Source organism: Providencia sp. wls1916 (assembly GCF_009706585.1).
GTDB lineage: Bacteria > Pseudomonadota > Gammaproteobacteria > Enterobacterales > Enterobacteriaceae > Providencia > Providencia lanzhouensis.
The window spans coordinates 179,887-192,126 of sequence record NZ_WLUL01000017.1 but is presented as its reverse complement, the minus strand read 5'-3'; the positions used below and the strand labels follow the sequence as shown (position 1 = coordinate 192,126).

Genomic DNA, 12,240 nt, shown 5'->3' with positions numbered 1-12,240 from the left:
GCGGCAATAGCGCGGTGGTCCCACCTGACCCCATGCCGAACTCAGTAGTGAAACGCCGTAGCGCCGATGGTAGTGTGGGGTCTCCCCATGTGAGAGTAGGGAACTGCCAGACATTAAATTAGCCGAGAAGCCACCCATTGGGTGGCTTTTTTGCGTTTGGGGGCCTAAAAAATAGGTGATAAAAGGCAAGATAGTCATCCTTTGAAGCGTGATTATCGAAACAGCCCCCTTCAGATCTCACTAATTTCGTTGTTCTTACTCTCTGGATGCCTGTATTTAAAGGCCACTATGCAAAAACTACCACCCAAAAATCATGATTCAAGAAATCATAAGTCTTAAAATCCTCTCTACTTCAGATCAAAAAAGTCTAAGCCATTTTAGCTATTAAGTTGTAATAAAAAGTCTGAATATCATTAAGTTACTAGTTTGCTAGACTTTTAATATTCCTAATACACCAACCATCGCTTGAAATTATTTCAACTTGCTTTGAAACGCTCGACAAGTAGAGTCACATTAGTTAGATTGTTTAGCATTCTAGAAGTCTAAACGTACAAAGTATATTTAAGGGGATGAACCATGCCAATTCGCCTGCCTGATGAGCTACCAGCAGTTAATTTCTTGCGTGAAGAAAATGTTTTTGTCATGACCACGACAAGAGCCAGCCTTCAGGAGATCCGTCCCTTGAAAGTACTGATACTGAACCTAATGCCGAAAAAAATTGAAACTGAAAACCAATTTTTACGGTTACTATCAAACACGCCATTGCAAGTCGATATCCAGCTTCTACGCATTGATCAGCGAGAATCTAAGAATACGCCAACTGAACACTTGAACAATTTTTACTGTGATTTTGAAGATATTAAACACCAAAATTTTGATGGATTAATTGTAACAGGTGCTCCGCTCGGCTTAGTTGAATTTGCTGACGTGTGTTATTGGGAACAAATAGAGCGGGTCATTGCATGGGCAAAAGAGCATGTGACTTCAACATTATTTGTTTGCTGGGCGGTTCAAGCTGCACTTAACGTATTGTATGATTTACCTAAATTAACCCGCAAAGAGAAACTCTCTGGCGTATATTCACACGAAACATTAGAGCCTTATGCGTTATTAACTCGCGGATTTGATGCTTCTTTTTATGCGCCGCATTCCCGTTATGCCGATTTCCCTGAAGACTATATTCGTCAGAACACAGACCTTGATATTTTAGCCAGCTCACCGGAAGCGGGAGCGTACTTATTTGCATCAAAAGATAAGCGTTTGGCCTTTGTCACGGGGCATCCTGAGTATGATGCGGAAACATTATCTCAAGAATATTGGCGTGATGTGGATGCCGGGATCACACCTGAATTACCGTGTAATTATTTCAAAAATGATGATCCGAATAATTCGCCGGAAGTTCGTTGGCGTAGTCATGGTCACTTGTTATTCTCCAATTGGCTGAATTATTATGTGTATCAGATCACACCATTCGATCTTACTCATATGGAACCAACATTAGATTAAAAAAACTCACTTAATGCCAGCTAACTGGTCATATCTCAGAATATAAGGCTGAGTAATCAAAATTATTTAGCCTTTAAATCAAAATTCCTCCCATTTTTTAGATGAATAAAAAATCAATTTTTGTCTGCTTACTCATTTTCTTTGTTCAAAAGAAAATTTCGACTTATACATAACTTCATGATTTAACTTATATTTAACATTTTATTTTTAGAGATAGAAATTAAGAACAAAATAATAAATTCATCTAATTACTTTATAATCAATATGATATGTTGATTATAAAGTAAAATGGAAACCGTTTTTGATTTATTTGTTTTTTAAGTTTACTCTTAATTCATAGCCAGCCATGAATGAGGAAAAAACAATGGATCAGCAGTTATCTATTTCAGATTTAACCTTCAAGAAAGCATTTTCTCAGCAAGCAAAACAAATATTAAGTTCTGATTCTATTGGCTTTCTTTCTTATCTTGTCGAAGGTTTCTTGCCAAGAAGAGAGCAGCTACTCAAAGACAGAGTTCATCGTCAAAAAGAGATTGATGCAGGTGATTTACCTGATTTCATTATGGAATCTAATTCCATTAAAAATTCGGACTGGAAAATTCAAAATATTCCTGATGATTTACAAGATCGTCGCATAGAAATTACTGGGCCAGTTGATCGGAAAATGGTGATCAATGCATTGAATGCTAACGTAAAAGTATTTATGGCTGACTTTGAAGACTCTCTATCGCCATCATGGGAAAGATTGATCGACGGGCAAATTAACCTACGAGATGCGATCACTGGCGAAATCTCCTATACCAATGAAAATGGCAAAGTTTATCAGCTGAAATCTAACCCAGCCGTATTGATAGCTCGAGTGCGTGGACTGCATTTAGATGAAAAACATGTGCTTGTCGATAATCAACCGATCCCCGGTGGGCTATTTGATTTTGCTCTCTACTTTTTCAATAACTATCAGGCATTACTGGCGAAGGGTAGCGGTCCTTATTTCTATATTCCGAAACTGGAATCTTGGCAGGAGGCTCAGTGGTGGAGCGATGTATTTAGCGCTGCAGAAGATTATGTGGGCTTACCACGCGGCACTATCAAAGCCACGGTATTAATTGAAACACTCCCTGCGGTTTTCCAGATGGATGAAATTTTGTACCACATGCGTCATCACATTGTTGGGCTTAACTGTGGACGCTGGGACTACATTTTCAGCTATATCAAAACATTGAAAGAGCACGCTGACCGCGTTTTACCTGATAGGCAGTCGGTGACAATGACGCAGGAATTTCTAAGCGCCTATTCACGTTTGCTGATCAAAACCTGTCATCGTCGCGGAGCATTTGCGATGGGGGGAATGTCCGCCTTTATTCCAAGCAAAGATACGCAGGAAAATCAAGCCATTCTCGCCAAAGTTAAAGCGGACAAAGAGCTGGAGGCGCGCAATGGTCATGATGGTTCATGGATTGCACACCCAGGTTTGGCAGACACCGTCATGGCGGTTTTCAACGAAGCATTAGGTGAGCGAAAAAACCAGCTGAATATCCGACGTGAAAATGATGATGAAATTACAGCGCAGCAGCTACTAAAACCTTGTGAAGGCGAAAGAACCGAAGCGGGTATGCGTGCCAATATTCGAGTGGCGGTGCAATACATTGAAGCATGGATTTCAGGAAATGGGTGTGTGCCTATCTACGGTTTGATGGAGGATGCGGCGACGGCTGAAATTTCGCGGACATCAATTTGGTAGTGGATCCGTCATAGCAAATCACTATCGAACGGCATGAAAGTCACTAAAGAGTTATTTGAAGAGATGCTGGATGAAGAGTTGCAAGTCATCCAGAAAGAGCTTGGCGACCATCGTTTTCAAAGTGGGCGATTCAAAGAAGCTAGTGAGTTGATGCGCCGAATCACAACCCAAGATGAATTGATCGAGTTCTTAACTATACCGGGCTACCAATTGCTTGATTAGCCAACTTGAAGAATAGAGATAGCACTCAATTACCCTACAAAGACAGATAACAAGAAAGGATGTAAATCATGACAACATCGCGCTTAGAACAGATTGCTCAATTGGAAAATGAGTGGAAAAAACCACGCTGGAAAGGCATCACGCGCCCATATACGGCGGAAGAAGTGATCAAATTACGTGGCTCGGTCAACCCTGAGCATACATTAGCTCGTAAAGGTGCTGAACGCTTTTGGGCACAGCTGAATGGCGGCGCGAAGAAAGGCTACGTAAATGCATTAGGTGCATTAACTGGCGGGCAAGCATTGCAACAAGCAAAAGCGGGGATTGAAGCTGTTTATCTCTCTGGCTGGCAGGTTGCGGCAGATGCGAACTCGGCATCCAGCATGTACCCTGACCAATCACTCTATCCTGTAGACTCAGTGCCTAACGTGGTTCAGCGGATCAACAACACATTCCGTCGTGCGGATCAAATTCAGTGGGCGAATGGCATTGGTCCCGATAATAAAGAATATATTGATTTCTTTTTACCTATCGTCGCGGATGCAGAGGCTGGCTTTGGTGGGGTTCTGAATGCGTTTGAATTGATGAAGCATATGATTGAAGCGGGCGCAGCGGCGGTGCACTTTGAGGATCAATTGGCGGCAGTGAAAAAATGTGGCCATATGGGCGGGAAAGTCTTAGTTCCAACCCAAGAAGCAATTCAAAAATTAGTTGCAGCACGCTTAGCGGCGGATGTTTCAGGTGTTCCTACTATCTTGGTTGCTAGAACGGATGCGGACGCTGCTGATTTACTAACATCAGATTGTGACCCTTATGATGAGCCATTTATCACTGGTGAGCGTACGACCGAAGGCTTCTTCCGTACCACGGCAGGGATAGAGCAAGCGATTAGCCGAGGCTTAGCTTATGCCCCTTATGCTGATTTAGTTTGGTGTGAAACCTCCAAGCCAGATCTGGAAACTGCGCGCCAATTTGCTGAGGCAATTCACGCTAAATTCCCAGGAAAATTACTGGCTTATAATTGTTCACCTTCATTTAATTGGAAGAAAAATTTGGACGACAGCACCATTGCTCGTTTCCAACAAGAGTTGTCAGATATGGGCTATCGCTTCCAGTTTATTACCTTGGCGGGGATTCACAGCATGTGGTTCAACATGTTTGACCTTGCCCACGCCTATGCGCAAGGCGAGGGAATGAAACACTATGTTGATAAAGTACAGGAATGTGAATTCGCCGCTATCAATAAAGGCTATACCTTCTCTTCTCATCAGCAAGAAGTGGGAACTGGCTATTTTGATAAGGTGACAACGGTGATTCAAGGGGGGAGCTCTTCAGTCACGGCATTAACAGGTTCGACTGAAGAAGAGCAATTCTAATCGGGGAGAAATATACGGTTCCTATTGCTCGGTGTATGTGTGTTGACATAAGTGTATCTTTTGAGTTTTCAGGCACGGAAGTGCCTGTTTTTTATTGGGAGAGTGAAGATGACCCTCGAAACTGAACAGATCATCGCTCAAACCATTTTGCAGGGCTTTGATGCGCAATATGGGCGATTTCTTGAAATCACATCGGGTGCTCAAGAACGCTTTGAACGCGGGGATTGGCATGCCGTTCAACACGCGATGAAACAAAGGATAAAGCTGTATGACCATCATGTGGGGCTTGTCGTTGCTCAGCTGCAATGTATGGGGCTAGTGCAATCGCTCAGTCCCTACAATTTGGCGAGGATCAAACAGGTCTATGCGACATTGCTACCGGATTACCCACGTTTTGAAATTGCTGAAAGTTTTTTTAATTCAGTGTATTGCCGACTGTTTCAACATCGAGAGTTAACCCAAGAAAATCTGTTTATCTTTACTTCACAACCTGCTCGGCGCTTTTGCACCTTACCGAGGCCATTAGCTCGCGAATATAAGCTTAATGGGAACATGGAAACGGTATTTAATGGGATCTTAAGCGGGTTGCCGATTCGCTTGGTGTGGCGAGATTTAGCCTTTGATATTGAATGTATTGTGGAAACACTAAGGCAGCGCTTCCCTGAGATTGTAGAGCAAAGTGCCCAATTACATGTGGCGAATGAGTTGTTTTACCGAAATAAAGCTGCATGGTTAGTTGGGAAGCTATATATCAATCATCAAGTTTACCCATTCTTATTGCCTATTCACCATAATGAAGACGGCAAAATGTATGTAGATGCGTGTTTAACTGGCTTTGATGACGCAAGTATCGTGTTTGGCTTCGCTCGTTCCTACTTTATGGTGTACGCCCCGTTTCCCGCAGGGTTAGTTTTCTGGTTACGTGAAATTTTACCCAGTAAATCAATCGCTGAATTGTATATGGCGATTGGTTGTCAAAAGCATGGTAAAACAGAATATTACCGAGAATATTTGGCGTATTTAAACTTTTCACGAGAACAATTTACCCTTGCCCCCGGTGTGAAAGGGATGGTGATGTTGGTGTTTACGGCGCCATCATTTGATCGAGTATTTAAGATTATTAAAGATAAATTTGCGCCACAAAAAGAGGTGACTAAAGCTCGAGTGCTTGAGTGTTATCAAATGGTCAAAGAGCACGACCGAGTGGGGCGCATGGCAGATACTCAAGAGTTTGAAAACTTTATTATTGAAAAGCGTTTTGTCAGTGATGAGCTAATGACCGAGTTACTGGCGGAGGCGCCGTCTCAGGTTGAAGATTTGGGGGATAAAATATTAATTCGTCATCTCTATATGGAACGTAAGATGATCCCGCTGAATATTTTCATGGATGAAGCATCGGATGAGCAGCTTTATCACGCGATAGAAGAATATGGTTGCGCCATCAAGCAGCTGGCTGCCGCCAATATTTTCCCGGGGGATATGCTATTTAAAAACTTTGGGGTAACACGCCATGGTCGGGTGGTATTTTATGATTATGATGAAATTTGCTATATGACCGAGGTGAATTTCCGCCATATCCCTGAGCCGCTCTACCCTGAACAAGAGCTCTCAGGCGAACCTTGGTACAGTGTGCGAGAGCAAGATGTTTTCCCCGAAGAGTTTGCGCAATTCTTATGCCAAGATCCGAAAGTCAGGGACTATTTGCAGATGCATCATCAAGATTTATTTAGCGCGGATTATTGGCAAAAACTGCAAAAACGCATTTTGGATGGGTATGTCGAAGATGTGTTTGCTTACTCGGAAGATCAGCGCTTTTGTCGTCGATTTTTTCGCACTATCTCTACGGTTTAGTTGATTAAAAGTGGGTCAATGACCCACTTCATGACTTAACAATTACAGAGCACCTTGCACTGCTTGTTGTGCTAATTCGGTGATTTTATCGTAGTTGCCATTTTCCAGAGCATCTTCAGGTACCAACCATGAGCCGCCAATACATAACACGCTGTCTAGCGCGAGATAATCACGGTAATTGGCGAGGGAGATCCCGCCAGTTGGGCAGAAGCGAACTTGAGAGAAAGGTCCTGCAATTGCTTTGAGCGCTTTCACGCCACCATTGGCTTCGGCTGGGAAGAATTTGAATTCTTTAAGCCCATAGTTCATGCCCGCCATTAATTCAGATACGGTGGAAATCCCAGGAATTAATGGAATACTGCCTTGATTTGCAGCCGCTAATAACTCGTCCGTTAAACCGGGACTGATAGCAAATTGCGCACCCGCTTGTGTCACTTCTGCTAGCTGTTTTGCATTGATGACAGTACCAGCGCCGACAATCGCTTCAGAGACTTCTTCAGCAATCAGTCGGATAGCTTCGATAGCGCATTCTGTTCTCAACGTGACTTCCAATACTTTGATACCGCCTTTGAGTAAGGCTTTTGCTAAAGGAACGGCTTGCTCGAGTTTTTTGATCACAATGACAGGAACAACAGGACCTTGTTTTAGAACATCTTCAGCGGTCATTTTCCAATTATTCATAATAAATCCTATTAAGCGGTATAAATTAAAAATTAATGCTGCAAGCACCTTCTTCGGCGCCAGATAAATGTTGTCTTAATGCACCAAACAGCTCTCGACCACAACCCACTCGTTCTGCACTCAGGTCAGCTTGATAAGGTTGACGAGCAGATAAAATTTGTTCGTCCACGAGAAGCTCAATCTCTCCCGTTAATGCATTAACGCGAATTAAATCACCATCTTGGACTTTTGCAAGTAAGCCGCCATTGTAAGCTTCTGGCGTGACATGAATAGCGGAAGGCACTTTACCCGATGCTCCCGACAACCGTCCGTCAGTGACTAACGCTACTTTATAGCCTTTGTCCAATAATACCCCGAGTGGTGGCATTAATTTATGTAATTCAGGCATGCCATTCGCAGATGGTCCTTGGAAACGAACCACAATGACGCAGTCTCTGTCTAATTCACCAGCTTCAAAACGTGGTGCAATATCATTTTGATTATTGAACACGATGGCTGGGGCTTCAATCACTTGGTTTTCAACGGGTACGGCTGAGGTTTTCATCACAGCGCGACCGAGGTTTCCAGACAGTAGTTTAGTCCCACCATGATGGGAGAAAGGATGATCAATATCAGCAATCACTTCAAGATCATAAGAATTTTTTGCCCCTTCACGCCAAGATAATTGACCGTTGTCCAACCAAGGTTCGAGGGTATAGCGTGATAGCCCAAATCCGGCAACGGTGTGAACGTCATCATGGAGTAAACCTTTAGCAAGGAGCTGGCGGATCAACAATTGAACGCCACCGGCCGCTTGGAATTGGTTAATATCGGCTTGGCCATTTGGATAAATACGGCAAATCAGCGGAACGACAGCAGAAAGATCAGAGAAATCATCCCAATTGATAATGATGCCAGCAGCACGTGCAATCGCCACCAGATGCATGGTGAGGTTGGTGGATCCCCCTGTTGCCAGAAGCGCTACAATACCATTCACAATGACTTTTTCATCAACCAGTTTACCAATCGGTAAATAATTTCCTGATTGCTCAGTAAGACGTGTAATTTGGCGAGCTGCAGCATGAGTAAGTTCATCACGTAATGGGGAATCAGGCGGAACAAAGGAAGAGCCAGGTAAATGTAGTCCCATCACTTCCATCACCATTTGGTTAGAGTTTGCAGTGCCGTAAAATGTGCAGGTACCAATGCTGTGATAGGACGCGGCTTCAGCATCAAGTAATGCATTACGATCCACTTTTCCTTCAACATATAGCTGACGAATTCTCACTTTTTCTTTGTTGGGCAAGCCTGTGCTCATAGGACCTGCGGGGACAAAAACGGCGGGTAGATGCCCAAAAGAGAGCGCGCCCATCATCAGCCCTGGAACAATTTTGTCGCAGATCCCTAAATAGAGCGCACCATCGAACATATTGTGGGAAAGGCCGATGGCAGTGGACATCGCGATAACATCGCGGCTCAGTAATGAGAGCTCCATACCATCTTGTCCTTGGGTAACGCCATCACACATGGCAGGAACACCAGCGGCTACTTGCCCAATGGCGCCATTTTCAAGTAATGCTTGTTTCAGCTGGTCAGGGTAGCGGTCATAGGGGCGATGGGCGGAAAGCATGTCGTTATAGGAGTTAATGATAGCGATATCGGAACGGGTCATGCTTTTGAGTATGCTTTTTTCTTCGCTTTGGCAGGCGGCAAAACCATGAGCCAGATTCCCACACGCTAATTCAGCGCGATGCACAGTACTGCTACGAGCCTGTTCAATTTTTTCGAGATAGGCTTTTCGAGTCTCTTTAGAACGCTCGATGATACGTTGGGTGATCTGTAAAATGTGGTCATTGACCTTCGTTGAAGGCGTGACGTCAGAAATATTTTTGCTCATGATAATGGCTCCATTATACAAACAGTATTCTTTATGTTACCGGTAACATTGTTCAATGAAAAAACAATTGTTGCAATGATAAAAATGAAGATTTCGACATATATGTGATCTGAATCAAGAGGAGGATCGGAGAGAAATTGGGAGTAATCGTGACCATTTCAGCCTAACAGAATGATAAATAATAACTATAATGAGTTAGTCGATGGCATTGAGATAAAAATCAAGTAGGGAAATATGGCTGGGTTGAAAAAACGTAATCCGCTTGGGTGGCTGTTAGGTATTTTTTGGTTGTGCTCAAGCAGCGTTCAAGCGACAGAAGTGCCTGAAGTGGTCTTAACCACTGGATCTTACGGCGTTTTAGAGAAGGTGATTTCAGCCAGCCAAGGTAGTTCTGCGGAGCAAAAAATGGCGAATGCCACTGCTATTTTGTTGGGCACCCCGTACAACAATCGCACTTTAAATATGGATGCATTCTCTGCTGAACGGTTAATCATTGATTTAAAAGCCGTTGATTGCATGACATTTATTGAGTATAGCGAAGCCTTTAAACATGCGGATGATGCTGAACAATTTGCCTCATATTTAGAAAAAGTACGCTATGTCGATGCAAAAGTCGCATTTAATCAACGTCGTCATTTCTTTTCTGATTGGGCGGAAGGGGAGCATAAAGTTGTCTCTGATATAACGGCTCAATTAAGCCCCCATACGGTTTTTGTTAATAAACAACTTAATAAAAAAAGTAACGGTGACCCTATTATTGCTACGGTTAAAATAACACCAAGAGTGATTAGTTATGTCCCAACTCGATTTATTGATAGAGCACTACTGAAGCAGTTAAAAACAGGGGATTACATTGGTATTTATTCTTCAGCATCAGGATTGGATGTTACCCATGTGGGGGTTGTGATTCGAGAAGGGGAAAAGGTGCTATTTCGCCATGCTTCTTCACAACGAAAAAATTTACGGGTAATGGATGTCGAGCTATTTTCGTATCTTCAAGGAAAAAGTGGAATTATGGTATTTAGATAAAGTCGGTTTTAAAGTTAAGCTATCTAATTACCTATTTTTTAATGTTAATTACGCCCGTCTTATTTTAAATAAATTTTAATTTTTAAAATAAACTTAAATCGTAAGTACAAGTGATTTTTAGTTACTAATCATTGCCATAACCGTGTAAATTGTAAGACATTATTAAATTAGAGATGTTTTAATAATAGTTTCACATGGTTAAAACAACTACTGATATTAAAAAAATATTTTATAAAGCAATGAATTACAACCCAGAGTAGTAAAGATTAAAAATTAAAATCATAATGACACCTTAAATTCCTATCAATAATAGTTAATTCGATTGTTTTTATCTATTTTAAAAAAAATAGATTGTTTTTATAATGCCCATTAATGTTTGATTAGATTCTTTATATTGAGGTGAGCGTGTACATGTCGGAAAAACAAAATATTTATGCTTTGCTTGGCAATCATCTTCGTAAAGCTAGGGTACGTAAAGGGTTATCAGGACAGGAGTTGGCGGCTATTATTCAGCTTAGCCAGCAGCAGGTATCTCGATATGAATTGGGTGTTAACAAGCTAAGTTTAGATAAATTAATCGAGATTGCTATTTTACTTGAAATTGATATTCATGAAATTACCACTATGATTGCACGTCAGTTTGAGAAAGAGAGGATTAATTCAAGTGAGCTAGCGTTAGCGAGTTTTTAATTTATTTTATCTTATCTTGAAATCTTATAGATTAATAAAACTACAATGATTAAATGATTTTAATTATTAATGCTATCTTTAACGTATTAATTAAATTTCATGAATCTGATGATTCTGCTTTTAAATGATAAAAGCAGATAACGATTAAATTCAATTAGATTATTTTTATAAAAGTATTCATGTTTTGTTTTTTTGATTCATTTAATTTACGCTTTTTTTAATGTTTGTTCATATTTAAGACGATTCTTTGCGCAAAGTTCTCATGGTTTTATCGAGGTCGGTGTGCTTAAATGTGCGACAATTCAACATGGAAAAAGGGCAGTTTTAAATGGCTAGGGCAATATGGATATTTGTCATATTCCTACTTGTCGGTTGTTCAACGACACCTTCAAAAACGGGTTACTATCTCGATCAGAGTTACCCGTCACAGAATACCAGCGAGCGTATTCAATTTATTGTTCTGCATTACACTGTTTCTGATGATGCCCACTCAATTAAAATATTAACGAAAGGAAAGGTGAGTTCCCATTACCTCATTCCTAGTCAACCTGCACAAAAAAATGGTCAGCCTGTCATTTTACAACTTGTTCCTGAGCGCTTGAAAGCGTGGCATGCAGGGGATAGCCGTTGGCAATATCATCACGGGCTTAATGATAGCTCGATTGGTATTGAAATCGTTAATGAAGGTTTGGTGAGAAAAAATGGTCAAGATATCTGGCCGCCTTTTAATGACTCGCAGATAGATGCGTTGATCCCGCTATTGAAAGACATTATGCAACGTTATGACATTCCTCCAGAAAATGTCATTGGCCATAGTGATATCGCCCCGCTGCGTAAACAAGATCCGGGTCGTGCATTCCCGTGGCAATCATTAGCGCTGCATGGGATTGGCGCTTGGCCAGACCCTCAAACCGTTAATAAGTATTTAGCAGAGCGGCAGATTAATGCATCTGTCAGTGTGTTAAACCTACAAAAAGCATTGAAATTTTATGGCTATGCAGGGATCCCACTGACAGGAAAATTAGATAAAGAAACGAAACAGACGTTACGTGCATTCCAAATGCATTATCGTCCACGGGATATTGATGGGCGGGCAGATGCAGAAACGGAAGCTATCGCTTTAGCCTTGATTGAAAAATATCGCAATATGCCGAAGTTCAAACAATCTTTGAAATCGAATAAATCGGAAAGTGCGTCCAATCAACAGGGTGATTAGCCCGCCAGTAACATGATTAATTGAAGAAGTGCGGGGAGATCCCGCACTTTTG

The 12,240-nt window shown here is 41.7% G+C and carries 8 protein-coding genes, 1 rRNA gene and 1 pseudogene; 8 read left to right on the top strand and 2 right to left on the bottom strand.

Annotation, left to right across the window (positions count from 1 at the left end):
- From rrf to aceK, 5 genes and pseudogenes are all read left to right on the top strand, one after another.
- Positions 1 to 112: ribosomal RNA gene (rrf, locus tag GKR61_RS12700) — 5S ribosomal RNA — on the top strand; the annotation flags it as partial.
- A 464-nt stretch (positions 113 to 576) separates the two neighbouring features.
- Positions 577 to 1,506, top strand: coding sequence for a homoserine O-acetyltransferase MetA (gene metA, locus GKR61_RS12695; RefSeq protein WP_036955456.1), 930 nt, complete (start codon positions 577 to 579; stop codon positions 1,504 to 1,506).
- Positions 1,507 to 1,870: 364 nt separating this feature from the next.
- Positions 1,871 to 3,469, top strand: a pseudogene (gene aceB, locus GKR61_RS12690) (malate synthase A).
- A 68-nt stretch (positions 3,470 to 3,537) separates the two neighbouring features.
- Positions 3,538 to 4,845: an isocitrate lyase gene (gene aceA, locus GKR61_RS12685; protein WP_154599668.1), complete on the top strand. Its 1,308-nt coding sequence runs from the start codon at positions 3,538 to 3,540 to the stop codon at positions 4,843 to 4,845.
- A gap of 108 nt (positions 4,846 to 4,953) precedes the next feature.
- Positions 4,954 to 6,696 (top strand): bifunctional isocitrate dehydrogenase kinase/phosphatase, encoded by a 1,743-nt coding sequence (gene aceK / locus GKR61_RS12680; RefSeq protein ID WP_036955445.1) that lies wholly within the window; start codon positions 4,954 to 4,956, stop codon positions 6,694 to 6,696.
- Positions 6,697 to 6,738: 42 nt separating this feature from the next.
- Here the strand turns inward: aceK and GKR61_RS12675 are convergent, their stop codons facing one another.
- Together GKR61_RS12675 and edd are read right to left on the bottom strand one after the other, a co-directional pair.
- On the bottom strand, positions 6,739 to 7,377 hold the full coding sequence (locus GKR61_RS12675) for a bifunctional 4-hydroxy-2-oxoglutarate aldolase/2-dehydro-3-deoxy-phosphogluconate aldolase (protein WP_154639819.1): 639 nt from the start codon (positions 7,375 to 7,377) through the stop codon (positions 6,739 to 6,741).
- 25 nt (positions 7,378 to 7,402) lie between these two features.
- Entirely contained in the window at positions 7,403 to 9,253 is a 1,851-nt protein-coding gene (gene edd, locus GKR61_RS12670) for a phosphogluconate dehydratase (RefSeq protein ID WP_108479272.1), read from the bottom strand.
- A gap of 234 nt (positions 9,254 to 9,487) precedes the next feature.
- Here edd and GKR61_RS12665 point away from each other — a divergent pair, with 234 nt between their 5' ends.
- The 3 genes from GKR61_RS12665 (at position 9,488) to GKR61_RS12655 (ending at position 12,188) form a co-directional block, all read left to right on the top strand.
- Positions 9,488 to 10,282 (top strand): N-acetylmuramoyl-L-alanine amidase-like domain-containing protein, encoded by a 795-nt coding sequence (locus GKR61_RS12665; RefSeq protein ID WP_051422797.1) that lies wholly within the window; start codon positions 9,488 to 9,490, stop codon positions 10,280 to 10,282.
- 411 nt (positions 10,283 to 10,693) lie between these two features.
- Positions 10,694 to 10,972 carry a helix-turn-helix domain-containing protein gene (locus tag GKR61_RS12660; RefSeq protein WP_036955440.1) on the top strand — a complete coding sequence of 93 codons (279 nt, stop codon included), beginning with the start codon at positions 10,694 to 10,696 and terminating at the stop codon, positions 10,970 to 10,972.
- Between the two features lie 328 nt (positions 10,973 to 11,300).
- A complete protein-coding gene (locus GKR61_RS12655; RefSeq protein ID WP_154599667.1) occupies positions 11,301 to 12,188 on the top strand; it encodes an N-acetylmuramoyl-L-alanine amidase in 888 nt (295 codons plus the stop codon).
- The last annotated feature ends 52 nt before the right edge of the window (positions 12,189 to 12,240 follow it).